The sequence below is a fragment of the Pseudomonas sp. M5A4_2d genome (assembly GCF_053345295.1).
On record NZ_JBKEZW010000003.1, the window covers coordinates 393,162 to 418,936 of the forward strand.

General features: G+C 60.7%; 25 protein-coding genes. 13 read left to right on the forward strand and 12 right to left on the reverse strand.

What is annotated here, in order from left to right; all coding sequences use genetic code 11:
- Window positions 1-3: 3 nt before the first annotated feature.
- Window positions 4-243 carry a DUF6124 family protein gene (locus ACLBW8_RS12250; RefSeq protein ID WP_128589494.1) on the reverse strand — a complete coding sequence of 80 codons (240 nt, stop codon included), beginning with the start codon at window positions 241-243 and terminating at the stop codon, window positions 4-6.
- Between the two features lie 450 nt (window positions 244-693).
- Here ACLBW8_RS12250 and ACLBW8_RS12255 point away from each other — a divergent pair, with 450 nt between their 5' ends.
- From ACLBW8_RS12255 to ntrC, 3 genes are all read left to right on the forward strand, one after another.
- On the forward strand, window positions 694-1,230 hold the full coding sequence (locus ACLBW8_RS12255) for a chorismate mutase (RefSeq protein WP_447805457.1): 537 nt from the start codon (window positions 694-696) through the stop codon (window positions 1,228-1,230).
- Window positions 1,231-1,616: 386 nt separating this feature from the next.
- Window positions 1,617-2,702: a nitrogen regulation protein NR(II) gene (gene glnL / locus ACLBW8_RS12260; protein WP_056860661.1), complete on the forward strand. Its 1,086-nt coding sequence runs from the start codon at window positions 1,617-1,619 to the stop codon at window positions 2,700-2,702.
- The gene (gene ntrC / locus ACLBW8_RS12265; protein ID WP_003218003.1) at window positions 2,699-4,135 is read left to right on the forward strand and encodes a nitrogen regulation protein NR(I); all 1,437 of its coding nucleotides are present in this window, start codon (window positions 2,699-2,701) and stop codon (window positions 4,133-4,135) included. Before glnL ends, ntrC begins: the two co-directional genes overlap by 4 nt.
- A 621-nt stretch (window positions 4,136-4,756) precedes the next feature.
- On the opposite strand, the gene ACLBW8_RS12270 is transcribed toward ntrC, so the two are convergent.
- A complete protein-coding gene (locus tag ACLBW8_RS12270; RefSeq protein ID WP_447805458.1) occupies window positions 4,757-5,197 on the reverse strand; it encodes a hypothetical protein in 441 nt (146 codons plus the stop codon).
- On the opposite strand from ACLBW8_RS12270, the gene ACLBW8_RS12275 reads away from it, so the two are divergent.
- On the forward strand, window positions 5,196-5,651 hold the full coding sequence (locus ACLBW8_RS12275) for a tRNA (cytidine(34)-2'-O)-methyltransferase (RefSeq protein WP_065930799.1): 456 nt from the start codon (window positions 5,196-5,198) through the stop codon (window positions 5,649-5,651). The two genes, ACLBW8_RS12270 and ACLBW8_RS12275, sit on opposite strands and share 2 nt — an antisense overlap.
- Window positions 5,652-5,770: 119 nt before the next feature.
- Here ACLBW8_RS12275 and secB read toward each other — a convergent pair whose 3' ends face one another.
- The 3 genes from secB to ACLBW8_RS12290 are packed head-to-tail and all read right to left on the reverse strand — an operon-like array spanning window position 5,771 to window position 6,962.
- Window positions 5,771-6,250 (reverse strand): protein-export chaperone SecB, encoded by a 480-nt coding sequence (gene secB, locus ACLBW8_RS12280; RefSeq protein ID WP_064450254.1) that lies wholly within the window; start codon window positions 6,248-6,250, stop codon window positions 5,771-5,773.
- Window positions 6,251-6,292: 42 nt separating this feature from the next.
- On the reverse strand, window positions 6,293-6,547 hold the full coding sequence (gene grxC / locus ACLBW8_RS12285) for a glutaredoxin 3 (RefSeq protein WP_447805459.1): 255 nt from the start codon (window positions 6,545-6,547) through the stop codon (window positions 6,293-6,295).
- A gap of 1 nt (window position 6,548) precedes the next feature.
- Window positions 6,549-6,962, reverse strand: coding sequence for a rhodanese-like domain-containing protein (locus ACLBW8_RS12290; RefSeq protein WP_064450252.1), 414 nt, complete (start codon window positions 6,960-6,962; stop codon window positions 6,549-6,551).
- 151 nt (window positions 6,963-7,113) lie between these two features.
- Between ACLBW8_RS12290 and gpmI the strand changes: the two genes are divergently transcribed.
- The 4 genes from gpmI (at window position 7,114) to ACLBW8_RS12310 (ending at window position 12,317) form a co-directional block, all read left to right on the forward strand.
- Complete coding sequence (gene gpmI / locus ACLBW8_RS12295; RefSeq protein WP_221293719.1) at window positions 7,114-8,640, forward strand: 2,3-bisphosphoglycerate-independent phosphoglycerate mutase; 1,527 nt, start codon at window positions 7,114-7,116, stop codon at window positions 8,638-8,640.
- A gap of 259 nt (window positions 8,641-8,899) precedes the next feature.
- Entirely contained in the window at window positions 8,900-10,195 is a 1,296-nt protein-coding gene (locus ACLBW8_RS12300) for a murein hydrolase activator EnvC family protein (protein WP_064450250.1), read from the forward strand.
- Window positions 10,196-10,225: 30 nt separating this feature from the next.
- Window positions 10,226-11,542: a S41 family peptidase gene (locus ACLBW8_RS12305; RefSeq protein ID WP_064450249.1), complete on the forward strand. Its 1,317-nt coding sequence runs from the start codon at window positions 10,226-10,228 to the stop codon at window positions 11,540-11,542.
- Between the two features lies 1 nt (window position 11,543).
- A complete protein-coding gene (locus tag ACLBW8_RS12310) occupies window positions 11,544-12,317 on the forward strand; it encodes a divergent polysaccharide deacetylase family protein (protein WP_064450248.1) in 774 nt (257 codons plus the stop codon).
- Window positions 12,318-13,367: 1,050 nt separating this feature from the next.
- On the opposite strand, the gene ACLBW8_RS12315 is transcribed toward ACLBW8_RS12310, so the two are convergent.
- From ACLBW8_RS12315 to hisB, 6 genes are all read right to left on the reverse strand, one after another.
- Window positions 13,368-14,123 (reverse strand): substrate-binding periplasmic protein, encoded by a 756-nt coding sequence (locus ACLBW8_RS12315; RefSeq protein WP_064450247.1) that lies wholly within the window; start codon window positions 14,121-14,123, stop codon window positions 13,368-13,370.
- Window positions 14,124-14,189: 66 nt separating this feature from the next.
- A complete protein-coding gene (gene hisF / locus ACLBW8_RS12320) occupies window positions 14,190-14,960 on the reverse strand; it encodes an imidazole glycerol phosphate synthase subunit HisF (RefSeq protein WP_447805460.1) in 771 nt (256 codons plus the stop codon).
- Window positions 14,961-14,969: 9 nt separating this feature from the next.
- Window positions 14,970-15,707 (reverse strand): 1-(5-phosphoribosyl)-5-[(5-phosphoribosylamino)methylideneamino]imidazole-4-carboxamide isomerase, encoded by a 738-nt coding sequence (hisA, locus tag ACLBW8_RS12325; protein WP_008435688.1) that lies wholly within the window; start codon window positions 15,705-15,707, stop codon window positions 14,970-14,972.
- A gap of 39 nt (window positions 15,708-15,746) precedes the next feature.
- On the reverse strand, window positions 15,747-16,004 hold the full coding sequence (locus tag ACLBW8_RS12330) for a DUF2164 domain-containing protein (RefSeq protein WP_262666796.1): 258 nt from the start codon (window positions 16,002-16,004) through the stop codon (window positions 15,747-15,749).
- Window positions 16,005-16,643: an imidazole glycerol phosphate synthase subunit HisH gene (hisH, locus tag ACLBW8_RS12335; protein ID WP_064450244.1), complete on the reverse strand. Its 639-nt coding sequence runs from the start codon at window positions 16,641-16,643 to the stop codon at window positions 16,005-16,007.
- Entirely contained in the window at window positions 16,643-17,236 is a 594-nt protein-coding gene (hisB, locus tag ACLBW8_RS12340; RefSeq protein WP_003218037.1) for an imidazoleglycerol-phosphate dehydratase HisB, read from the reverse strand. The genes hisH and hisB overlap by 1 nt, the downstream gene beginning before the upstream one ends.
- A gap of 220 nt (window positions 17,237-17,456) precedes the next feature.
- Between hisB and ACLBW8_RS12345 the strand changes: the two genes are divergently transcribed.
- Window positions 17,457-18,713, forward strand: coding sequence for an MASE1 domain-containing protein (locus tag ACLBW8_RS12345; protein ID WP_447805461.1), 1,257 nt, complete (start codon window positions 17,457-17,459; stop codon window positions 18,711-18,713).
- Window positions 18,714-18,756: 43 nt separating this feature from the next.
- A complete protein-coding gene (locus ACLBW8_RS12350) occupies window positions 18,757-20,097 on the forward strand; it encodes an HdeD family acid-resistance protein (protein ID WP_447805462.1) in 1,341 nt (446 codons plus the stop codon).
- Between the two features lie 50 nt (window positions 20,098-20,147).
- On the opposite strand, the gene ACLBW8_RS12355 is transcribed toward ACLBW8_RS12350, so the two are convergent.
- Entirely contained in the window at window positions 20,148-21,809 is a 1,662-nt protein-coding gene (locus ACLBW8_RS12355) for an OFA family MFS transporter (RefSeq protein WP_064450241.1), read from the reverse strand.
- Between the two features lie 326 nt (window positions 21,810-22,135).
- Here ACLBW8_RS12355 and ACLBW8_RS12360 point away from each other — a divergent pair, with 326 nt between their 5' ends.
- The 3 genes from ACLBW8_RS12360 to ACLBW8_RS12370 are packed head-to-tail and all read left to right on the forward strand — an operon-like array spanning window position 22,136 to window position 25,685.
- Complete coding sequence (locus tag ACLBW8_RS12360; protein ID WP_447805463.1) at window positions 22,136-24,352, forward strand: AsmA family protein; 2,217 nt, start codon at window positions 22,136-22,138, stop codon at window positions 24,350-24,352.
- Complete coding sequence (mutY, locus tag ACLBW8_RS12365) at window positions 24,349-25,416, forward strand: A/G-specific adenine glycosylase (protein WP_064450239.1); 1,068 nt, start codon at window positions 24,349-24,351, stop codon at window positions 25,414-25,416. Before ACLBW8_RS12360 ends, mutY begins: the two co-directional genes overlap by 4 nt.
- Complete coding sequence (locus ACLBW8_RS12370) at window positions 25,413-25,685, forward strand: oxidative damage protection protein (protein WP_447805464.1); 273 nt, start codon at window positions 25,413-25,415, stop codon at window positions 25,683-25,685. The genes mutY and ACLBW8_RS12370 overlap by 4 nt, the downstream gene beginning before the upstream one ends.
- The last annotated feature ends 90 nt before the right edge of the window (window positions 25,686-25,775 follow it).

Below are 25,775 nucleotides of genomic sequence, written 5' to 3' on the forward strand. Positions count from 1 at the left end.
CGTTTAGCGAGCCGGGGCGTGGCGGTCGAGCATTTTTCCAACCATCAAGGTGCCGAGAGCACTGAGCTGATGAATCGCCAGTACGGTATCGCGGTGTTTGCCTTCCAGCGCCTCTGACAAATCAAGCAACAAGGTGCTGACTGAGGAGAAGGCTTCGAAGCTGTTGACCAGCAGGGACTCGTCGTCGCTGCCGGGATCGACGGTGAAGACGGATGGAGGTGGATTTGGAGTTGGTTTGAACATTTTCTACATTCCTCAAATGAGGCCGCCTTCGCTTCGCTACTAAACGAAAGGGTGGCGGCTGCGCGCAGGTTAGTAGACCGGTGAATGTAGAAGCCCGGCGCATCCGAGGATGCCCTGCGCACAGCCACCATCAAGCACAGATTCGGGAAATCTGATTGATGGAGAATGCACGACCTACAATTCGAATCCAGGCTACTAAACCTGATCGCTGATGAGCAGCGACCGAGCAACCTTAGAGACGACAAGCCAGCCGTACAAGCCGGCGGATTCTGGCTCACCTGTAGGCAAGCACGCAAGCTAAGGTAGCCTCTGGCTGACACTGCCAGAAATCTGCAAACCCAATCAAAATGTGGGAGCGGGCTTGCTCGCGAAGGCGGTGTATCAGTTAATGCATCGGGTGACTGACACACCGCCTTCGCGAGCAAGCCCGCTCCCACAAGGAGATCTACGTTGAAACATAAACTTGCATTCGCCCTGTTGTTCGCCTGCGCCACAGCCAGCGCCGCGCCGCCCACCCTGGAGCCTCTGCTCAACAGCATCGCCGAACGCCTGGAGATCGCCGACCAGGTTGCCCTGAGCAAATGGGACAGCCACAAGCCCGTAGAGGACAAGAAGCGCGAACAGGAAGTGATCGCCAGCGTCGTCGCCCAGGCGCCTACTTACAAACTGGACCCCGCCGCCGCCGAGCAATTTTTCTCGGCACAGATCGAAGCCAATAAGTTGGTGCAATACACCCATCTATCCGACTGGCAGTTCCAAGGCAAAGCGCCCGACGACCCGCGCCCAGACCTGGTAAAGCAAATTCGCCCGCAACTGGACCAACTGCAAAAACGCCTGCTCCAGCAACTGGCTGACTTTACCCCCCAGCGCACCGACCCACAGTGCCCGCAGTGGCTGACCACAGCCATCCATGAGCCGTTGAATGACCCGACGCGCCAGCTGGCGATGATTCGCGCCACGGCCGAGCTGTGCATCTACAAAGGTTGAGGCCTGAAACCCAATCAAAATTGTGGGAGCGGGCTTGCTCGCGAAGGCGGTGTGTCAGTCATCTGATGCATTAACTGAAACACCGCCTTCGCGAGCAAGCCCGCTCCCACATTTGGACTCGGTGCATTCAGTTGCGCCTTCCAAGCCTTCCTGAACAACTTTCACAAAACCGCACTATATTGGTGCGATAGCCTGCACGCTTCCCACCTGGCCAGCCCATTTTGGTTCGATTCTTCCCGAACAAGCTGGCAGAACGCCACAGTTTCGCGCCTTAAACGCCTATTTCAGGGCTTTAACGCTTCTTTTCGGAGCCTTGGTTTGGTTTTTGCATTTTCCTTGTATCAGCGTGTGCCTCAAGCCCGCGCCTTGCTCCAAAAGAGGTCCTGATGACCATTAGCGATGCACTGCACCGTTTGTTACTCGACAACCTGACCACCGCGACCATTCTGCTCAATGACGACCTGCGTCTTGAGTACATGAACCCGGCGGCGGAGATGCTCCTGGCCATCAGTGGCCAGCGCAGCCATGGGCAGTTCATCAGCGAATTGTTCACCGAGTCGGCCGAAGCCTTGAGCTCGTTGCGCCAGGCGGTGGAACAGGCACACCCGTTCACCAAGCGTGAAGCGATGCTCACCGCCCTCACCGGCCAGACGCTGACCGTCGACTACGCCGTGACCCCGATCCTGAGCAACGGCGCGACGTTGCTGTTGCTCGAAGTGCACCCCCGCGACCGCTTGCTGCGCATCACCAAAGAAGAAGCGCAGCTGTCCAAGCAGGAAACCAGCAAGATGCTGGTGCGCGGCCTGGCCCATGAAATCAAGAACCCGCTGGGCGGGATTCGCGGCGCGGCGCAACTGCTCGCGCGCGAACTGCCGGAGGAGCACCTCAAGGACTACACCAACGTCATCATCGAGGAAGCCGACCGCCTGCGTAACCTGGTGGACCGCATGCTCGGCTCCAACAAGTTGCCATCGTTGGCCATGACCAACGTGCACGAGGTGCTGGAGCGCGTTTGCCAGTTGGTGGAAGCCGAAAGCCAGGGCTGCATCACCCTCGTACGCGACTACGACCCGAGCATTCCCGATGTATTGATCGACCGCGAGCAGATGATCCAGGCGGTGCTCAATATCGTGCGCAACGCCATGCAGGCCATCAGCAGCCAGAACGAGCTGCGCCTGGGCCGCATCAGCCTGCGCACCCGCGCCCTGCGCCAGTTCACGATCGGCCATGTGCGCCATCGCCTGGTGACCAAAGTCGAGATCATCGACAACGGCCCGGGCATACCTGCGGAATTGCAGGAAACCATCTTCTTTCCCATGGTCAGCGGCCGCCCGGACGGTACCGGGCTGGGCCTGGCCATTACCCAGAACATCATCAGCCAGCACCAGGGTTTGATCGAATGTGAAAGCCATCCTGGCCACACCACGTTCTCGATCTTTCTGCCTCTGGAACAAGGAGCCCCATCGACATGAGCCGTAGTGAAACCGTCTGGATCGTCGATGACGACCGTTCTATCCGCTGGGTCCTCGAGAAAGCCTTGCAACAGGAAGGCATGACCACCCAAAGCTTCGACAGCGCCGACGGGGTGATGAGCCGCCTGGCGCGTCAACAGCCGGACGTGATCATCTCCGACATCCGCATGCCCGGCGCCAGTGGCCTGGACTTGCTGGCGCGCATCCGCGAGCAGCACCCGCGCCTGCCGGTGATCATCATGACCGCCCACTCGGACCTGGACAGCGCTGTCGCGTCTTATCAGGGCGGCGCCTTTGAGTACCTGCCCAAGCCTTTCGACGTGGACGAGGCGGTGGCGCTGGTCAAGCGCGCCAACCAGCACGCCCAGGAACAGCAGAACCAGGAAGCCCCACCCGCCCTGACCCGCACCCCGGAAATCATCGGCGAAGCGCCGGCGATGCAGGAAGTGTTTCGCGCTATCGGGCGCTTGAGCCACTCCAACATCACCGTGTTGATCAACGGCGAGTCGGGTACCGGTAAAGAGCTTGTGGCTCATGCACTGCACCGTCACAGCCCGCGGGCGGCCTCGCCGTTTATCGCGCTGAACATGGCGGCGATTCCCAAGGACTTGATGGAGTCCGAGCTGTTCGGCCATGAGAAAGGCGCGTTCACCGGCGCCGCCAACCTGCGGCGTGGCCGCTTTGAACAGGCGGACGGCGGCACGCTGTTCCTCGATGAAATCGGTGATATGCCGGCCGACACCCAAACCCGCTTGCTGCGCGTATTGGCCGACGGCGAGTTCTACCGCGTTGGCGGGCACACGCCGGTCAAGGTCGACGTGCGCATCATCGCGGCGACGCACCAGAACCTCGAAACCCTGGTGCACGCGGGCAAATTCCGTGAGGACTTGTTCCACCGTCTGAACGTGATCCGTATTCATATCCCACGCATGTCGGACCGCCGCGAAGACATCCCGACCCTCGCCCGCCACTTCCTCAGCCGCGCCGCCCAAGAGTTGGCCGTCGAGCCGAAGCTGCTCAAAAGCGAGACCGAGGAATACCTGAAGAACCTGCCATGGCCGGGCAACGTGCGCCAGCTGGAGAACACCTGCCGCTGGATCACGGTAATGGCGTCCGGGCGTGAGGTGCATATCAGCGACCTGCCGCCGGAGCTGTTGAGTTTGCCGCAGGACTCCGCACCGGTGACCAACTGGGAGCAGGCGCTGCGCCAATGGGCCGACCAGGCCCTGGCACGCGGCCAGTCGAACCTGCTGGACAGCGCCGTACCGGCCTTCGAGCGAATCATGATCGAAACCGCCTTGAAGCACACCGCCGGCCGCCGCCGCGACGCCGCTGTGCTGCTCGGCTGGGGCCGCAATACCCTGACGCGCAAGATCAAGGAGCTGGGGATGAAGGTGGATGGCGGGGATGATGATGAGGGTGATGAGGGCTGAATCCCGAATCCACTGAAGAACCCATGTGGGAGCGGGCTTGCTCGCGAAGGCGGTGGATCAGTCAACTTATTCGGTGGCTGACACAACGCCTTCGCGAGCAAGCCCGCTCCCACATTTGGATCTCCACAAAGTTCCAGGACTGTGCACCGCTTCAATGCACCATGAACTAGCATCGCGCACATCCAGCCAACCTGAAACACCCGCCGAATCAAGAAAAAATCAAATCGCAAAAACACCAAAGCCCCGTATCCCGGGGCTTTGCGCATTCTGGCAATTTTTTTTGGCACACATTGCAAACTCTGGCACGCGCCCTGCAACAACCCTTACATAACCCAGTTTCGGGGACCTTGGTACAGGCAGGCCGAGAATCCCCTCTTTACACCCGGGGTGCTTGATGCGAACTGCGTCGTGCCCCACACCCGTTTCGGGAACCTCGGTACAGGCAGGCCGGGGATTCCCTCTTTAACACCGAAGCCCTTTGCGGCCTCACCCCGTTTTGGGAGCCCTGGTACAGGCAGGCCGGGAACTCCCTTCTTTACACCCGGGGCTTATGCGGCGCAGCGCCCATAGCCCCAGCCCGTTTTGGGAACCTTGGTACAGGCAGGCCGGGAATTCCCTCTTTTATTGCTCTCGGAGAAGGATCTCCAACCGCCAGCGGCCCTCGGCCTTCTCGCCTTTCCACTCCCCGCGCAACGGCCGAGCCGCCACCAGGTTCAGCAGCAAGCCGCCATCGGTCTTGCGGATGCGCCAATTCACATCGTTGTCATTGACCTTGAGTTGCCCGCTGGCGGCCTTGCCTTGCGCGTCGAACAGCAGCGCCACGGTGCCTTCGATATGTTCGCCGTGCAGCTTGGGCTCGCTGTTGAACCACACCACCACGCTGTCCGCAGCTGTCTCTACCTGCTGCAACTCAACCGGGTCCGGGGTGGTCAGGCGGCCGATCATCAGGCCGATCATCAAACCGACAATCACCAATGAGCCCATGACCTTCGGCAATAGCTTCGGTCTTGGGTCATCTTCGGGGGTAGAATGCAGCGCATCTTTGCCTTCGGAGCCGTGCATGTTTCACGTCATCCTTTTTCAACCAGAAATTCCGCCGAATACCGGCAACGTTATCAGGCTGTGCGCCAACAGTGGCTGCCACCTGCATTTGATCGAGCCCCTGGGCTTCGACATGGACGACAAGCGCCTGCGCCGCGCCGGGCTGGACTACCACGAGTACGCCACTCTCAAGCGCCACGCCGACCTCGCAAGCTGCCTGGAAAGCCTGGGCCACCCACGGCTGTTCGCGTTCACCACCAAGGGTTCGCGGCCATTTCACGATGCCAGCTTTGCCGAAGGCGACGCCTTCCTGTTCGGCCCGGAAAGCCGAGGCCTGCCGGCCGAGGTGCTCGACGCACTGCCCGAGGGCCATCGCCTGCGCTTGCCGATGCGCGAGGGCTGCCGCAGCTTGAACCTGTCCAACACCGTGGCTGTTGCCGTCTACGAAGGCTGGCGCCAGCTCGGTTTCAAATAACACCGCATAACAAATGTGGGAGGGGGCTTGCCCCCGATAGCAGTGGGTCAGCCAACACCTATTCAGCTGACACACCGCAATCGGGGGCAAGCCCCCTCCCACATTTTTAGCGCATCGACTTATTGAACGGTCGACGAACCTTCCTGTTGCATGCGCTGCAGCTCTTGAGCGTACAGGGCATCGAAGTTCACCGGAGCCAGCATCAGCGCAGGGAACGAGCCACGGGTGACCAGGCTGTCCAGGGTCTCACGGGCATACGGGAACAGGATGTTCGGGCAGAACGCACCCAGGGTGTGGCTCATGGACGCTTCGTCCAGGCCCTGGATCAGGAAGATACCGGCCTGTTGCACTTCAGCGATGAAAGCGACTTCTTCGCCGTTCTTGACGGTGACCGACAGGGTCAGCACGACTTCGTGGAAGTCGCCTTCCAGTGCCTTTTGACGGGTGTTCAGGTCCAGCGCAACGCTTGGCGTCCATTCCTGACGGAAGATGGCCGGGCTTTTCGGCGCTTCGAACGACAGGTCACGCACGTAGATCCGCTGCAGCGAGAATTGTGGGCCTTGCTCTTGCGCTGCTTCGGTGTTCTGTTGGTCAGTCATCGCAGATCCTTCTTGATCTTGGGGTCTTTTAGGGTTTTGGAGTCAGACGAGCAGCAGCGCATCGAGTTTACCGGCGCGCTCCAGAGCGAACAGGTCATCGCACCCACCGACATGCTTGTCGCCGATCCAGATCTGCGGCACGGACGTGCGTCCCGCTTTTTTGGTCATCTCGGCGCGCACCTGCGGCTTGCCGTCGACCTTGATCTCTTCGAAGGCAATGCCCTTTTTCTCAAGCAGGGCCTTGGCCCGAATGCAGTAGGGGCAATAATCGCTGGAATACACGACAACCTGGCTCATATCACTTCACCAGCGGCAGGTTATCGGCCTTCCAGCTGCCGATACCGCCGGACAGTTTGGCGGCGGTGAAACCGGCCTTGAGCATCTCGCGGGCGTGGGTGCCGGCGTGCTGGCCTTGGGCGTCGACCAGGATAATGGTCTTGGCTTTGTATTTTTCCAGCTCGGCCAGGCGTGCGATCAGCTTGTCCTGTGGAATGTTCAGTGCGCCGACGATATGACCGGCAGCGAAATCCTTGACCGGGCGAATATCCACGACAACGGCCTCATCCTTGTTGACCAGCGCGGTCAGCTCCGACGTGCTCAGGCTGCGGCCACCGCGGCTCATTTCATGAGCGATCAGCAGCGCCAGCAGGATGACGAAGGCACCCGCGAGCAGGTAGTGGGCAGTGGCAAATGCAATCAGGTGATCAACCATCAAGGAGGTTCCAGGGCGTTAAAATGGCGGTAAGTATACACAGCCGTCAGGGGCGGCCAACCCCCGTAAAGCGGTGACGTGGTCGGAACTTCGCTTTAAACTGCTACTCCCTTTTAGATTGCCTTCCTTTATTACCGCCGCGAGAGGATCTATGACTACTACGCCTAAACCTTTGGTCCTGATAATTCTCGATGGCTTCGGACACAGTGAAAGCCACCACGACAACGCCGTGTACTCGGCCAACAAGCCGGTACTGGACCGCCTGACCGCCACTGTACCCAACGGCCTGATCTCCGGTTCCGGCATGGACGTGGGTCTGCCGGACGGCCAGATGGGTAACTCGGAAGTCGGCCACATGAACCTCGGCGCCGGACGAGTGGTATACCAAGACTTCACACGCGTGACCAAATCGATCCGCGACGGCGAGTTCTTCGAGAACCCGACCATCTGCGCGGCGGTGGATAAGGCAGTCGCAGCCGGCAAGGCCGTGCACTTCATGGGCCTGTTGTCCGACGGCGGCGTTCACAGCCACCAGGACCACCTGGTCGCCATGGCCGAGCTGGCCTTCAAGCGCGGCGCCGACAAGATTTACCTGCACGCCTTCCTCGACGGCCGCGACACCCCGCCCAAAAGCGCGCAATCGTCCATCGAACTGCTCGACGCCACCTTCGCCGCACTCGGCAAGGGCCGTATCGCCAGCCTGGTGGGCCGTTACTTCGCCATGGACCGCGACAACCGTTGGGACCGCGTCTCCCAGGCTTACAACCTGATCGTCGACGGCCAGGCCGAATTCAACGCCGCCACCGCCCAGGAAGGCCTGGAAGCCGCCTACGCGCGTGGCGAGAGCGATGAGTTCGTCAAAGCCACCACCCTCGGCGAGCCGGTCAAGGTCGAAGACGGCGATGCCGTGGTGTTCATGAACTTCCGCGCCGACCGCGCCCGCGAACTGAGCCACGTGTTCGTCGATGCCGGCTTCAAAGACTTCGAGCGCGCCCGCCAGCCGAAGGTCGAGTTCGTCATGCTCACCCAATACGCCGCCAATATCCCGGCCCCGGCGGCTTTTGCCCCGGGCAGCCTGGAAAACGTGCTGGGCGATTACCTGGCGAAAAACGGCAAGACCCAGCTGCGCATCGCCGAAACCGAGAAATACGCCCACGTGACCTTCTTCTTCTCCGGCGGCCGTGAAGAACCGTTCCCGGGCGAAGAGCGCATCCTGATCCCATCGCCAAAAGTCGCCACCTACGACCTGCAGCCGGAAATGAGCGCGCCGGAAGTCACCGACAAGATCGTCGATGCCATCGAACACCAGCGTTACGACGTGATCGTGGTCAACTACGCCAACGGCGACATGGTCGGCCACAGTGGCAATCTGCAAGCGGCTGTAAAAGCAGTGGAATGCCTGGACCTGTGCGTCGGCCGTATCGTCGACGCCCTGGAGAAAGTCGGCGGCGAGGCACTGATCACCGCCGACCACGGCAACTGCGAGCAGATGTCCGACGAATCCACCGGCCAGGCCCATACCGCCCACACCACCGAGCCGGTGCCGTTCATCTACGTTGGCAAGCGCGACTTCAACGTGCGGCACGGCGGCGTGCTGGCAGATGTGGCGCCAACCATGTTGATGCTCATGGGGCTGGAGAAGCCGAAAGAGATGACCGGCACCTCAATCCTGGTCTGACTTTAAAACACATCGCAAAACCTTGTGGGAGGGGGGTTGCTCCCGAAAGCGGTGGATCAGTCGATCATCTAATTGACTGACTCACCGCCTTCGGGAGCAAGCCCCCTCCCACATTTGATCTCCAGCGTTTGGCAGATGTCTTTTTGCCATACGCCCGCCACTCGGCACCTATCTTGCCTTCCAGCCCGAATTGGGCGTTTTTTTTGCGGCGCTTGGCGGGCATACTAGGCCGTCCCTTTGCCTGGTGTCGCCCGCCTCTATGCTTCGCGCCTTGATTACCCTCGCTCTAGTCTGCCTGCTCCAACCGGCGTTTGCCGATGAGCGCGCACAAACCCAACAACAGTTGGACGCTACGCGTCAGGACATTACCGAGCTTAAAAAGCTGCTCGGCAAGCTCCAGGAAGAGAAATCCGGGGTGCAGAAAGACCTGCGCGGCACGGAAACCGAGATGGGCAAGCTGGAGAAGCAGGTCCAGGAGCTACAAAAAGAATTAAAGAAGAGCGAGTCGGAACTGGAGCGACTCGACGCTGAGAAAAAAAAACTCCAGAGCGCACGCGTTGAACAGCAACGCCTGATCGCGATCCAGGCCCGCGCCGCTTACCAGAGCGGCCGCCAGGAATACCTCAAGCTGCTGCTCAACCAGCAGAACCCGGAAAAATTCGCGCGCACACTCACCTATTACGACTACCTGAGCAAGGCACGCCTGGCGCAATTGAAGGGTTTTAACGAAACCCTACGGCAACTGGCCAACGTCGAGCAGGAAATAGCCGACCAGCAGTCGCAATTGCTCGACCAGAAGACCGCCCTCGATACCCAGCGCGATCAGTTGGACAAAGTGCGCAAGGAACGCCAGCAGGCACTGGCCAAGCTCAATGACGACGTAAAAGCCCGCGACGCCAAGCTGCAAGCCCGCGAGCAAGACCAGGCCGACCTGGGCAAAGTCCTCAAAACCATCGAAGAAACCCTGGCCCGTCAGGCACGTGAGGCCGAAGAAGCGCGGCAAAAAGCGCTGATTGCCCAGCAGGAAGCGGAAAAAAAGCGCCAGCGTGAGGCCGAGCTGGCCGCCACGAGCGACGCGCCAGCGCCGCGTAAACCGGCGCATGCAGCCCCTGGCCCAGTGGTTTCCAGCAGCGGCGAGTCTTTCGGCGGACCTTTTGCTTCAGCCCGTGGAAAACTTCCATGGCCTGTTGATGGTCGACTACTGGCACGCTTCGGTGAAACCCGTGGCGATGACACCCGCGCCAAGTGGGATGGCGTGATGATCAGCGCTGCCGCCGGTAGCCAGGTCCACGCCGTCCACGGTGGGCGTGTGGTGTTTGCCGATTGGTTGCGAGGCGCCGGTTTGCTGGTGATTCTTGACCACGGTAATGGCTATTTGAGCCTTTACGGCCACAATCAGACTTTACTCAAGTCGGCAGGTGATGTTGTAAAAGCCGGTGAATCCATCTCCACTGTCGGTAACAGTGGCGGCCAGGACACTCCGGCGCTGTACTTCGCTATTCGTCAGCAGGGCCGCCCGAGCGACCCTGCACAATGGTGCCGTTCCCAAGGATAGGGCCGCATCTACATTAGGAGTTCGTTCGACATGCTGCATTTGTCCCGCCTCACTTCGCTGGCCCTGACGATCGCCCTGGTGATCGGCGCGCCTCTGGCTTTTGCCGACCAGGCTGCACCGGCTGCACAAGCTGCCACAGCCGCGACCACCAAGGCGCCGCTGCCGCTGGACGAGCTGCGCACCTTTGCCGAGGTCATGGACCGGATCAAGGCAGCCTATGTCGAACCCGTAGACGACAAGACCCTGCTGGAAAATGCCATCAAGGGCATGCTCAGCAACCTCGACCCGCACTCCGCTTACCTGGGCCCGGAAGATTTCGCCGAGCTGCAGGAAAGCACCAGCGGTGAGTTCGGTGGCCTGGGCATCGAAGTCGGCTCTGAAGACGGCCAGATCAAAGTGGTCTCGCCGATCGACGATACTCCGGCGTCCAAGGCCGGCATCCAGGCCGGCGACTTGATCGTGAAGATCAACGGTCAGCCGACCCGTGGCCAGAGCATGACCGAAGCCGTTGACAAGATGCGCGGCAAGCTCGGCCAGAAAATCACCCTGACCCTGGTGCGCGATGGCGGCAACCCGTTTGACGTGACCCTGGCCCGCGCGACCATCACGGTCAAAAGCGTGAAGAGCCAGCTGCTGGAGTCGGGCTACGGCTACATCCGTATCACCCAGTTTCAGGTCAAGACCGGCGACGAAGTGGCCAAGGCCCTGGCCAAGCTGCGTAAAGACAACGGCAAGAAGCTCAACGGCATCGTGCTCGACCTGCGTAACAACCCGGGCGGCGTGCTGCAGTCTGCGGTGGAAGTGGTCGACCACTTCATCACCAAAGGCCTGATCGTCTACACCAAGGGCCGTATCGCCAACTCCGAACTGCGCTTCTCGGCCACCGGCAATGACCTCAGCGAAAACGTGCCGCTGGCTGTGCTGATCAACGGCGGCAGCGCCTCGGCGTCGGAAATCGTCGCCGGCGCCCTGCAAGACCAGAAGCGCGGCGTGCTGATGGGCACCACCAGTTTCGGCAAAGGCTCGGTGCAAACCGTATTGCCGCTGAACAACGATCGCGCATTGAAGATCACCACGGCGCTGTACTACACGCCGAACGGTCGCTCGATCCAGGCCCAGGGCATTGTGCCGGACATCGAAGTACGCAAAGCCAAGATCACCAACGAGATCGACAGCGAGTACTACAAAGAGGCGGACCTGCAAGGTCACCTGGGCAATGGCAACGGCGGCGCCGATCAGCCGACCGGCAGCGGCGCCAAAGCCAAGCCGATGCCACAGGACGATGATTACCAACTGGCCCAGGCACTGAGCCTGCTTAAAGGCCTGAGCATTACGCGCAGCCGTTGATATGCGTTTTGCCCTGATCATCGCTGTGCTGTGCAGCCTGGCCGGAGTCGCCCATGCGACTCCGGCCGAAGAGCCTCGCAAAGCCTACCTGACCCTCATCATCGACGACCTGGGGCAAAACCTGCCCCGGGATCGTCGCGTGCTCGCCCTGCCCGGGCCGGTGACCACGGCGATCATGCCCGACACCCCCCACGCCGCCGAATTCGCTCGCGAGGCGCACAAGGCCGGCAAAATCGTGATCCTGCACATGCCGATGGACCCGGCCACCGGCCCGTTCGCATGGCACCCCGACCTGCCCATCGAAGAACTCGGCAAACGCCTGGACGCCGCCTTCAAGGCCGTGCCTTACACCGCCGGCATCAACAACCACATGGGCAGCCGCATGACCGCCCAGCCGGCCGCCATGGCCTGGCTGATGGCCGAGCTGCAACGGCGTAACAAGTTCTTTGTCGACAGCCGCACCAGCGCACAAACCGTCGCGGCCGCCGAAGCCCAGAAGATCGGCCTGGCCCATGTCTCGCGGGACGTATTCCTTGATGACGAACGCACTGAAGCGGCGATTACCACACAGCTGCAAACCGCGATCAAGCTGGCGCATAAACAGGGTTCAGCGGTGATGATCGGCCATCCTTATCCACAGACCCTGGCCGTGCTTGAGCGCGAGTTGCCCAAGCTCAAGGCCCAAGGCGTCGACTGGATTGATATCAAGTTGATGATCAGCGTACGCAGCAACCAGGCCATGAGTGCCCACGGCAAAAACGGCATCTACCGCTAGATACGACGGCGAAGAACCAAAGTGGGAGCGGGCTTGCTCGCGAAAGCGGTGCATCAGTCAGCAGATTTAGTGACTGACACAGCGCTTTCGCGAGCAAGCCCGCTCCCACATTTTTACCTTGTGCATCCAGAGGCTGACGACCGTCGCATGGCCATCCTGCTGATTGCTGTGCACGACAGGGCTGTATTTGAAATGCAGTCAAACCTGTGGGAGCTGGCTTGCCTGCGATGGCGGTGGGTCAGCCGGCATATTTGTCACTGAAAGACCGCTATCGCTGGCAAGCCAGCTCCCACATTTTTGACCCGTGTGTATCCAGAGGCGACGACCGTCGCATGGCCATCCTGCTGATTGCTGTGCACGACAGGGCTGTATTTGGAATGCAGTCAAACCTGTGGGAGCGGGCTTGCTCGCGAAAGCGGTGGGTCAGCTGGCATATTTATCACTGAAAGACCGCTATCGCAGGCAAGCCAGCTCCCACATTTTTGACCCGTGTGTATCCAGAGGCGACGACCGTCGCATGGCCATCCTGCTGATTGCCGTACACGACAGGGCTGTATTTGGAATGCGGTCAAACCTGTGGGAGCTGGCTTGCCTGCGATGGCGGTGGGTCAGTTGGCATATTTGTCACTGAAAGACCGCTATCGCAGGCAAGCCAGCTTCCACATTTTTGACCGTGTGTATCCAGCTGCCGACGACCGTCGCATGGCCATCCTGCTGATTGCTGTGCACGACAGGACTGTATTTGAAATGCAGTCAAACCTGTGGGAGCTGGCTTGCCTGCGATGGCGGTGGGTCAGCTGGCATATTTGTCACTGAAAGACCGCTATCGCAGGCAAGCCAGCTCCCACATTTTTTGACCGTGTGTATCCAGAGGCCGACGACCGTCGCATGGCCATCCTGCTGATTGCCGTGCACGACAGGGCTGTATTTGGAATGCAGTCAAACCTGTGGGAGCGGGCTTGCTCGCGAAAGCGGTGGGTCAGCTGGCATATTTGTCACTGAAAGACCGCTATCGCAGGCAAGCCAGCTCCCACAGTTGCCTCCTGCCAGTTACAGGTAACGGGCCATGATCTCATCCACCACGCCGTCTTTACGCAGTTGGTCCAGCGCGGCCTGAAGCTTGGCCACCAACTCGTCCGGTACGTCCTTGTTCAATGCGAGGTAGAGCTGGGCGCTGTTGAAGCGCAGGACCGTCTTCAACCCCGTCACACCCACCTGGCGCGCCAAATAACGCCCGGCCGGGTCGCCGGTGGCCCACAGGTCGATCTGGCCGTCCATGAGCTTTTTCGCGTTGTCCTGGTCGCGTAACACCACCAGTGGGTTGAGGCCCTGCTTTTCCAGGGACTCGGCAATGGCATCGCCCTTGTATGCGCCGATCTTGTAGCGGCGCGCGTGCTCGAGGTCGTCCAGTTGAATCTTGCTGTCGGCTTTGGCCAGCATCACCCAATCGTCCGGGCCGATAGGGCCGACCCATTTGAACAGGGCTTCCCGGTCCGGTAGGCGGGCCATGACGAAGACGCCGTAGCCAGGCTTTTCCAGGGCGAGTTTGTAGATTCGCTCCCAAGGAAAGCGCAGGGTGAGGTTGTAGGAAATGCCGGCACGCTTGAAGGTCTCCCGCACCACGTCCACAGCGATGCCTTCGATGTTCTCGTCTTTGGCGAAGTTCTTGCCGTTTTTCGCCATGTTGTAAGGCGGGAAATTTTCCGTCAGCAACACCAGGGAGGCGTCGGACGGTTCTTCGGCGTGGGCAGCACCGGCGATGAGCACGGAGGTACTGGCGAGAGCGAGCAGCAGGGTCTTGAACATGAAGGCTACCGGAATCCATGGCAAGCTCAGAGAGTGCCGCGCGCCTGCCATGGTGTCCAGCAGCGTTTAGCGAACGACGATACCGCGCGCCGCCATGTAGGCCTTGGCCTCGGGAACGGTGTATTCGCCAAAGTGGAAAATGCTCGCTGCCAGCACCGCGCTGGCGTGACCTTCGATCACGCCGTCGGCCAGGTGCTGCAGGTTGCCGACGCCGCCGGACGCGATCACCGGGATACTCAGTGCATCACTGATGGCGCGGGTCACACCCAGGTCGAAGCCGTTTTTCATGCCGTCCTGGTCCATGCTGGTCAGCAGGATCTCACCCGCGCCCAGACCTTCCATCTTCATCGCCCATTCCACCGCGTCCAGGCCGGTCGGCTTGCGACCGCCATGGGTGAAAATCTCCCAGCGCGGGGTTTCGCCCGGGCCAGAGACTTTCTTGGCGTCGATAGCGACCACGATGCACTGCGAGCCGAAGTGCTGCGCGGCCTCGCCGACGAACTCCGGGTTGAACACGGCAGCGGTGTTGATCGAGACCTTGTCCGCGCCGGCGTTGAGCAGGTTGCGGATGTCTTGCACGGTGCGCACGCCACCGCCGACGGTCAGTGGGATAAACACCTGGCTGGCCATGCGCTCGACGGTATGCAGCGTGGTGTCGCGACCGTCGACGCTGGCGGTGATGTCGAGAAAGGTAATCTCGTCGGCACCTTGCTCATCATAACGACGGGCGATTTCCACCGGGTCGCCTGCATCGCGGATGTTCTCGAACTTGACGCCCTTGACCACGCGACCGTTGTCGACGTCAAGGCAAGGGATGATTCGTTTGGCCAGCGCCATGGTCAGTCCTCAGCCGTTGTAGGCGTCGCAGTAGGCCTGGGCTTCGGCGACGTCCAGGGTGCCTTCGTAGATTGCTCGGCCGGTGATGGCGCCGATGATGCCGGGGGCCTTGGCGTCCAGCAACGACTTGATGTCGCCCAGGTTGTGAATGCCACCGGAAGCGATAACCGGAATCCTGGTGGCCGCAGCCAACGCAGCCGTGAACGGTACGTTGCAGCCCTGCATCATGCCGTCTTTGGCGATATCGGTATAAACGATGGCGGACACGCCGTCAGCTTCGAACTGCTTGGCCAGGTCGATCACCTGGACAGTGCTGATTTCAGCCCAGCCGTCGGTGGCGACGAAACCGTCTTTAGCGTCCAGGCCCACGATCACTTTACCCGGGAACGCGCGGCAGGCCTCAGCGACGAACGCCGGGTCTTTCACGGCCTTGGTGCCGATGATCACGTAGCTCACGCCGGCCTTGACGTAGTGCTCGATGGTTTCCAGGGAGCGGATACCGCCACCGATCTGGATTGGCAGGTTCGGGTAGCGCTTGGCGATGGCAGTGACCACTTCGCCATTGACCGGCTGGCCTTCGAAGGCGCCGTTCAAGTCCACCAGATGCAGACGACGGCAGCCCCCTTCCACCCATTTGGCAGCCATGCTCACCGGGTCATCGGAGAACACGGTGGAATCTTCCATGCGGCCTTGGCGCAGGCGGACACAAGCGCCGTCCTTGAGATCGATAGCGGGGATAATCAGCATCTGGCAAACCTTATTCGATATTCAGCAATGCTTGGGAAATCAGGGTTTCTCAAGCGACCACAGGTCGCTTTCGATGCTTTCGAACCTTTCTTTAAGGAGCGTCTGCGTGTCGAAAATCGCCCTGTTGTAATAGTGCGGCGCAACTTCGGTGGTGAACAGTTCAAGAAGCTCGGCGACCTCGAACGAGCCCAGCTTGAGCTCGAAACGGTCCTCCATGAAACGCTTGATCTTGAAGGTAGCCTCACGCTCCTGCTCGGGCGTGAGGTTCAAGATCGGCACCTTGGGCTGCTTGGCCATTTACCAGCGGCCATCCCACGCGGCGAAGTTCTGCAGCAATTGCAGGCCATGGGTATGGCTCTTCTCCGGGTGGAACTGCACGGCAAAGCGCGAACCTTCGGCCAGCGCCGCGGCGAAGTCGACGCCGTAGTGCCCGCCACCCACCACCTGGCGCGGGTTACCGGCGGCGATGTAGTAACTGTGCACAAAGTAAAAACGCGCCATGTCCGGGATTTCGTGCCACAGCGGGTGGTCCACGGTGCGGCGCACTTCGTTCCAGCCCATGTGCGGGACTTTCAAATGCTCGCCGTCTTCATGCAGGTCCTTGCCGAAGAACTTCACCTGGCCGGGAAACAGGCCGATGCAGTCAACGCCGCCGTTCTCTTCACTGCTGTCGAGCAGGGCTTGCATGCCTACGCAGATGCCGAGGAACGGCCGGTCCTGGCTGACTTCGCGCACCAGGCTGTCAAAGCCCAAGCGGCGGATCTCGGCCATGCAATCGCGAATCGCGCCGACGCCCGGAAACACCACCCGGTCGGCTTCGCGAATCACGCTGGCATCGCTGGTGATCAGCACCTTGCCGGCACCTACGTGCTCGAGGGCCTTGGCCACCGAGTGCAGGTTACCCATGCCGTAGTCGATAACCGCGACCGTCTGCATTACAGAACGCCTTTGGTCGAGGGCATCTGACCGGCCATGCGGTCATCGAGCTCTACAGCCATGCGCAGCGCGCGGCCGAAAGCCTTGAACACGGTTTCGATCTGGTGGTGGGTGTTGGTGCCGCGCAGGTTGTCGATGTGCAGGCTGACCAGTGCGTGGTTGACGAAGCCCTGGAAGAATTCCTGGAACAGGTCGACGTCGAAGCCGCCCACGGTGGCGCGGGTGTAGGGTACGTGCATCTGCAGGCCTGGGCGGCCGGAGAAGTCGATGACCACACGCGACAGCGCTTCGTCCAGCGGGACATAGGCGTGGCCGTAGCGACGGATGCCTTTTTTGTCGCCGATGGCCTTGGCAAACGCCTGGCCGAGGGTGATGCCTACGTCTTCCACCGTGTGGTGGTCGTCGATATGCAGGTCGCCCTTGCTGACGATATCCAGGTCGATCAGCCCATGACGGGCGATCTGGTCCAGCATGTGCTCAAGAAAAGGTACACCGATATCAAATCGGGCCTTTCCGGTGCCATCCAGGTTAATCGAGGCTTTGATCTGGGTTTCCAGAGTGTCGCGCTCGACGGACGCCTTACGTTCGGCCATCACCAGCTCCGCAAAATCATTGGGCGAAAAAGGCAGCCATTATAGGGGCGCGGGCGCCAAACAGAAACATCGAAGGGCATAAGACTGATGGAGTGTCGAGGATAGACATGTGCATACAAGTGGCCGCCCCAGGATGGTGCGCTCAGCGCATTTACCCGATGCCCCCGGCGGCTTCGCGGTAATATGAGCGCAATGTTTAAAACCTAATGAATATTCAACAATGACGATACCGACAGTCTTACAGCGCAGCGGCGTCCTCCTCCTGTGGGCGGTGACCTACTACGTGACCGGCGTCATGTCGCTGGCCTTCGAAGATCCCGTCTCGCAGATGGCGATTATCTGGTTCCCGGCGGGTATTTCCGTGTCGGCGTTCCTCAGCTCGCGACGCGCTCACTGGCCGATGTTGTTTGCGGTGTTTCTGGTCGCACGGGTGCTGCTGGATGAGCATGGCTGGCAACATCTGCCGGCCGCCGTGGCGCTTTCAGCGATGGCACTGGCAGGCTCTGTTGCGATTGCCTGGCTGGTTCGGCGCTTCGCTCGGCGCGGCGACGAACTGCATGCCATTTTGCTGTGGTTGCTGGCCACCGTGGGCGTTTGCTGCGTCCTGGCATTGATCAGGAAAGGCTGGCTGATGCTGGCCGGGGAAGTATCACCGCACACGTTCATGACCAACTGGATGTCCGGCATGAGCGGCGTGTTCTTCTCAACCGTCGTGGTGATGAATGTACTGAACAGCAACCTGCGCGACTTTCCTGCTCGCACGCGCACGAGACTGGCCGGCGGGGTATGGTTGCTGCTGCTGGCATTGAACACCTGGTACGTTTTCGGGGCGACCCCGCTCTGGCTCATCAACAGGCTGGGCTCCGACGCGGGCGCAGCGGCGTATTTCATCCTGGCCTGCCTGCCCATCGCCCTTACCCTCGCCGTTTGCATAACGTGGCGCAGCCCTGGCGGCTCGATCGCGCTACTGGTGCTGGGCGGTATCGTGGTCAATTTCACCGACCAGAAGACCGGGCCGTTTTATGTGCACGGCCTGCTGGAAGGCGAGCCCTTGCTGCTTGCGCAAAGCTACCTGTCCATCACGGCATTACTGGTGTTGGTAATACGCTTGATGAGGCAATCCGCTCAACCTTACGACCTGGAAACCGGGCGCTTGGCGGGCAGCGGTGTGATGTACCAACTGCACCCGGGAACCGGGGAAATTCTCTGGGACGACAACCTCGAAACGCTGCTGGACGTGAGTGCCCAGCCCCTGCGCACCGTGCAGCAGGTCCTGGAGCGTGTACACCCAGAGGACCGCGACAGACTCAAACGCCACTGGTCGCCGGAAACCCATACCCGCGCCGCGTCATTGGCCTTTCGCATCGACAAGGGCAATGGTGAATGGCTGACCCTGTATGACCAAAGCCCCGGCGCCCTGCGTGATGCCCATGGCCAAGTGATTGTCGGCAACTGGCAAAGCGGCCGCTACTCCTGAACCTTCGCCTGTGACAGCCTGCTTTTCCCTGTAGGGGTACTTAATGATTCAGATTGCTTTACTGCTGTTCGGCGTTGAGTTCGTGCGATCCAAATTCTGGATTCTCGGCCTGGTGGGTATCCTGTGGGGCTCGCTGGGCCTGGGCGTGATGTACGACGGCCTGGACGGTGCACTGTACTTTCCGATGCGCGCATTCGGTTTGATGTTGCTGCTGGAAAGCATTGTCACCCTCAGCGTGGCTGCCAGCGGCGTAGGCGCTCAGCGGGCCGTGCTGTATTTCAAGGGTGGCATTTTCTTCTTCGTCGCCGTGTTGATTCTCGCGAACAATGTCTATAGCCACCTGTTGCTGGCGATCATCTTTGGCCTGACCTACTTCGTGATCGGCTTGCTGACCATTAGCTCGGCCTGGGTCGTCAGGTTCCCGCACTGGCGATCGTCGTTGATCAGCGGCGGCGCTCAGTTGGCGTTCGCGGGGTTGCTGGTCAGTCCTTATCCCATCGCCCTCAGTGCAACGGTGTCGTTTTTCCTCGGTGCATTGATGATCGTCAGCGGTTTCAACACGGTGCGCATTGCGCATCGCGTGAGGCGATTGCGCAACGGCACTTCAACGTTTGAGCTGCTTGTACCAAGGGATTTACTGTCAGACTTCAAGAAGCTGCCACCGCAAAAACCAATGGAGCCGCGCCTGGAGCAAGAGCCTGACTTGCAGGACCCATTGATCGTGCATATCTGGACGCCGGAAGGCACCGCCGGCGCAACGACGATCCCTCGCCCGATCATCAATCGCTACATTGCGGCGGTGGATGCACAAGGCGTGATTTCAACCGGGCACGCAGCGCTTGAGCTGTCGCCCTCGGTGTACCTGAGCCTGTACCCGGTGGCGGACATCGATCGCTCACCGGCCGAGTTCTTCCGCATCCTCAAGGCCACGCGCAATAACGACGTGCCAGGCACATTCCAGCCGGACTACGCCACTGAAGTGGCCAACTGGTGCGACTCGGACCGCAAGATTATTTTTCACCAGTACAGCCGCAAAGCGCTGATCGAGTTCTCGAATAACTATCGCCAACAGGCCACCTACAACCTGACCTACCGCAACTGTTCCAGCAGCGTGGCCTTTGCGTTGGAAGCATCGATGGATGGCGTGTTGTCGGAACGGTCCCGGCGCTGGCGCTCGGTCCTGCAGACCTTGCTCATGCCTGAGTTGTGGATTGCCGCGCAAGTGCGCAAGCGCGCCATGACCATGGCGTGGACACCCGGCCTGGTCATGGACTATGCACGTGCCTTGCGGGTGATTGTTCATCCGGTGCCGCGCCCATGGTTTCAACGCATTCCATGGCGCGGTGCTTCAGCCAGGACCTTGCCTGACAAGAAGCAGGACTAGTTGCCCGACGCCCACTCACCTTGCATGAGAGGGCACCGGGAAACCGGCTATCAGTGGAACAGTACCGCCGTCTTTTGCAGGGTCACCCACACACCCCACGCCAACGGAACACCCACGACCAACCACGCCGCAACTGCTAGCGGCACGCTGCCAGACGACGCTTTCCACTCCAGCGAAGTGCTGGCGTCAGCCCCTTTGTCATGGCCCAGCGCCTGTTCGGCCGCCAGCTCTGCGTCAGTCATGAAGTACTTGTCGGCCACCGGGCGCACCAGCAGGTTGCAGATGAAACCCAGCACCAACAGGCCCGCGAGGATGTACAAGGTGATGTCGTAGGCAGCAGCGCGTTCAACGCCGATGCTCAGCTGATACTCACGCAGGTAGTTCACCAGCACCGGGCCCAACACGCCCGCCGCAGCCCATGCGGTCAGCAGACGACCGTGGATCGCACCGACCATCTGGGTGCCGAACAGGTCGGCCAGGTAAGCCGGGACGGTCGCAAAACCACCGCCGTACATCGAGAGGATGATGCAGAACGCCGCCACGAACAGCGCTACGTTGCCCAGGTGACCGAGGTTCGGAATCAGCGCGTACAGGGCAAAGCCCAGGGCGAAGAACACGAAGTAGGTATTTTTACGGCCCAGGTAGTCGGAGAACGACGCCCAGAAGAACCGGCCACCAATGTTGAACAGGCTCAACAACCCCGTAAAACCCGCAGCGATGGCGGCGATCGACGCCAACTGCCCGGCATCCAGCTGACCGAACGTCAGCCCATTGCCCAACAACTTGCCACCGAACACTTCCTGAAGCAGTGGCGAAGCCATGCCGAGAATACCGATACCGGCGGACACGTTCAGGCACAGCACCAGCCATACCAAACGGAATTGCGGGGTTTTCCACGCCACACTCACGTGAACGTGACGATGGGTAATCATCGCATTGCTGGCCTTTTTCGCCGGGGCAGTCCAGCCCTCAGGCTTCCAGCCAGTTGGCGGAACGCGATACGACAATGCGCCGCCGATCATGAACACGAAGTAGATCGCAGCCATGACCACGAAGCTCTGCCACACGCCCACGCTGGTTGGCGAGGCGAAGTGGCCCATCAGCGCTGCGGCCAACGGTGCACCCACCATCGCGCCGCCGCCAAAGCCCATGATCGCCATGCCGGTGGCCATGCCGCGCTTGTCCGGGAACCACTTGATCAGGGTCGATACAGGCGAGATATAGCCCAGGCCCAGACCGATACCGCCAATCACGCCGGAGCCGATCCACATCAGCCAGATCTGGTGGGTGTAGACACCCAACGCCGAGATCAGCAGGCCGCCGCACCAGCACAGCGCCGAAACAACGCCGGCCTTGCGTGGCCCGGCATGCTCAAGCCAACCGCCCCAGATCGCTGCCGAGCAGCCCAGGAAGATGAAGAACAGGGTGTAGATCCAGCCCAGCATGGAGATGGGCCAGTCGCATTGGGAAGAGAAGACTTGCGCGATGAAACTCATGTCCGGCGCACAGGCGACCGGTGCGGTGATACCCAGCGCCTTGGACAGTGGCAGCCAGAACACCGAGAACCCGTAGGCCATGCCGATGCACAGGTGGATGGCCAGGGCGGCCGGTGGAACCAGCCAGCGGTTGAACCCCGGCTTGGCGATAATGCGTTCCTTGGACAGGAACGCAGGCTGTGCGGCATGACTGCTCGCCGCAGTGCTAGTGCTCATTGGTGTTTCCCCCAGTTATTAGTATGTGTCCGTCAGGCGCTCTCTCCCTCGGCCTTGCACGCAGAGCGTTGGCCGTTGTTGTTGAGTAAAGCTCCTTTTGAGCGCGACGCTGTGTCGCAGACGACAGACGAACCTACGAAGATTAGCACCAGTGGGTGACAGAAAAACCAAACTGACATCACCTTTTTCACGCGATCTGGTCTGTTCAGCGACAAAATCCGATTTTGCCGACGCCAGATACAATGTAACGATGCGTGAACTGACGTAAGCCTTCGGGCGTTATACTCTGCGGCTAAATTTTGAAATCGACATACAAGGACTCGCCCATGAAAGCGTTCGGCAAAATCCTGGGTCTGGTACTTCTCGGGCTGTTGCTGATCATTGTGGCCCTGGGCTTTGCCCTGACCCACCTCTTCGATCCCAACGATTACAAAGACGAGATTCGCCAGATTGCCCGCGACAAGGCCCACATCGAGCTGACGCTCAATGGCGATATCGGCTGGAGCCTGTTCCCCTGGCTAGGCCTGGAACTGCACGAAGCCAGCGTGGCGACCCTGACCAACCCCACCCAACCGTTCGCCGACCTGCAAATGCTCGGCCTGTCGGTGCGCGTGCTGCCGCTGCTGCGCCGCGAAGTGCAGATGAGCGATGTGCGTGTCGAAGGCCTGAACCTGCGCCTCAACCGCGACAAGCAGGGTCATGGCAACTGGGAAGACATCGGCAAGAACGTGCCTGTCGCCAGCGCCGATGCGCCAGCTCCCGCCCCCGTGCAAACGCCGGCCGAACCGGAACCGGAAAAACCGCCAAAGCCGATCCGCCTGGACATCGACAGCCTGACCATCAACAACGCCCGCGTTGAATACAACGATGAGCAGACCGGCAAACAGTACAGCGCCGAAAGTATCCAGCTGAGCGCCGGCGCCGTGCACGAAGGTGCGAGCATTCCGCTCAAACTCACCGCCTTCCTGGGCAGCAACCAGCCGCTGTTGCGCGTCAAGACCGAGCTCAACGGTAACTTGCGCATCCAGAACGCCCTCAAGCGCTACCAGTTCGAAGACATGAAGCTCAGCGGCGAAGCCACCGGCGAGCCGCTGCAAGGCAAGACCGTGACCTTCTCCACCCAGGGCCAATTACTGGTGGACCTGGCGGCCAACGTCGCCGAATGGACCAACCTGAAACTCTCCGCCAACCAGCTGCGCGCCCTGGGCGAACTGAAGGTCAACAACCTGGACAAAACCCCGCAACTCAGCGGCGCCTTGTCCATTGCCCAGTTTGACCTGGCCAAGTTCCTCGACAGCGTCGGCCATCCGCTGCCGGCCATGGCCGAGGGCAGCCTGAGCAAGGTCGAATTGGTCAGCCGTCTCAAGGGCTCGCCCACCAGCGTGGCCCTGGAAGACTTGAACCTGAAACTCGACGCCAGCACCTTCACCGGTCGCATTGCGGTAGATGACTTCGCCAAGCAATCCCTGCGCGTACAGCTCAAGGGCGACACGTTCAACGCCGACAACTACTTGCCGGCCAAGTCCGAATCCGCCAAAGGGGCGACCGCAGCACGCCAGGCCGAAGTACAGAACAGCGAAGTCGGCGCCATGGCCGCCGGCGGTACCACACCGCTGCCGGAAGCACCGACCAAAGGCGCGTGGAGCACCGACAAGCTGCTGCCATTGACCCGCCTGCGCACCCTGGACGTGAACGCCGACCTGGCCTTTGGCCAACTGACCCTGAGCAAGCTGCCGATCCAGAATGCAGGGCTCAAAGCCTCCGGCATCGATGGTCAGCTCAAGCTCGACACCCTGAGTGGTGGCCTCTACAACGGCACCTTCCAGGCCAACGGCACACTCGATGTGCGCCAGGACATCCCGGTGTTGGCGCTGCAAACCCACATCAAACAGGTACCGGTTGAGCGCATCCTGCAAGCCCAGGGGCAAAACCCGCCGGTGAAAGGCCAAATCACCCTCGACAGCAACCTCACCGGCCGTGGCAACAGCCAAAAGGCGCTGATCGACAGCCTCAATGGCACCGCCAGTTTTGTGATCAATAACGGCGCGCTGCTCAACGCCAACATTGAACAACAGCTGTGCACCGGCATTGCCCTGCTCAACCGCAAGACCTTGAGCACCACGCCACAGGGCAAGGACACGCCGTTCCAGGAACTGCGCGGCAACCTGATCTTCCGTAACGGCGTGGCCAGTAACCCCGACCTCAAAGTGCGCATCCCCGGCCTGACCGTCAACGGCAACGGTGACGTCGACCTGCGCGTGCTGGGCATGGACTACCGCGTCGGCATCATCGTCGAAGGCGACCAGCGCGACGTGCCGGACCCGGCCTGCCAGGTCGGCAGCAACTTCCAGGGCATCGAAGTGCCGCTGCGCTGCCGCGGCCCGCTGGAACTGGGCGCCAAGGCCTGCCGCCTGGACAAGGATGGCTTGACGCAGGTCGCCATAAAAGCGGCTGGCAACAAGCTAAGCGAAAAGCTTGAAGAGAAGCTCGACAAGGTCAACCCACAGTTGAAAGACGCTCTGAAGGGCCTGTTCAAACGATGAGAAACGAGCAGTTTTCACAGGCGGTGCTGGATTGGTACGACCGCCACGGTCGCCATGACCTGCCCTGGCAACAGGGCATCACGCCTTACCGGGTGTGGGTCTCGGAGATCATGCTGCAACAGACTCAGGTCAGCACTGTGCTCAACTACTTCGACCGCTTCATGGCCTCGTTGCCGACGGTCGAAGCGCTGGCTGCCGCGCCGGAAGACGAAGTGCTGCACCTGTGGACCGGCCTGGGTTACTACACCCGCGCACGCAACCTGCAGAAGACCGCCAGGATTGTCGTCGCCGAGTACGGTGGCGAGTTTCCAAGGGATGTCGAGAAGCTCACCGAATTGCCCGGGATCGGCCTGTCCACTGCCGGAGCGATCGCCAGCCTGAGCATGGGCCTGCGTGCGCCGATCCTCGATGGCAACGTCAAGCGCGTGCTCGCGCGCTTTACCGCGCAAGAGGGCTACCCAGGCGAACCCAAGGTCGCCAAGCAGCTCTGGGCGACCGCTGAGCGCTTCACGCCACACGATCGCGTCAACGCCTACACCCAGGCGATGATGGACATGGGCGCCACGCTCTGCACCCGCAGCAAGCCGAGCTGCCTGCTGTGCCCACTGGAAAAGGGCTGTGAAGCCCACATGCTCGGCCTGGAGACGCGCTACCCGATCCCCAAACCGCGCAAAACCATCCCGCAGAAGCGCACGCTGATGCCGATGCTGGCCAATGCCGAGGGTGCAATTCTGCTTTACCGCCGCCCGTCCACGGGCCTCTGGGGCGGTTTGTGGAGTTTGCCGGAACTGGATGACCTCGAAGACCTGGAACACCTGGCCAACCAGCACTCACTGGCGCTGGGCAACCCACAGGCACTGCCGGGGCTGATCCACACCTTCAGCCACTTCCAGCTGGCCATTGAACCCTGGCTGGTGCAGGTCGAGGAATCCGCCCATCACGTGGCCGAGGCCGACTGGCTCTGGTATAACCTCGCCACCCCGCCGCGCCTGGGCCTTGCCGCCCCGGTTAAAAAACTGCTGAAGCGCGCGGCTGAAGTATTGAACGCAGGAGTTCTGTCATGACCCGCACCATCATGTGCCGCAAGTACAAAGAAGAATTGCCAGGCCTCGAACGCCCTCCGTACCCGGGTGCCAAGGGTCAGGACATTTTCGACCACGTCTCCGCCCAAGCCTGGGGCGACTGGCTGAAACACCAGACTCTGCTGATCAACGAAAAACGCCTGAACATGATGAACGGCGAAGATCGCAAATACCTGGCTGGCGAAATGGATAAGTTCTTTTCCGGCGAGGATTACGCCAAGGCCGACGGTTACGTGCCGCCTGCTCAATAATTGATCAAAACCCGGGGTCGGCACGTAAGCGACGGTAATAATTAAATATTTTTTGAAAACTTGCTTGACGACCCCCTGAAAAACCAGTTT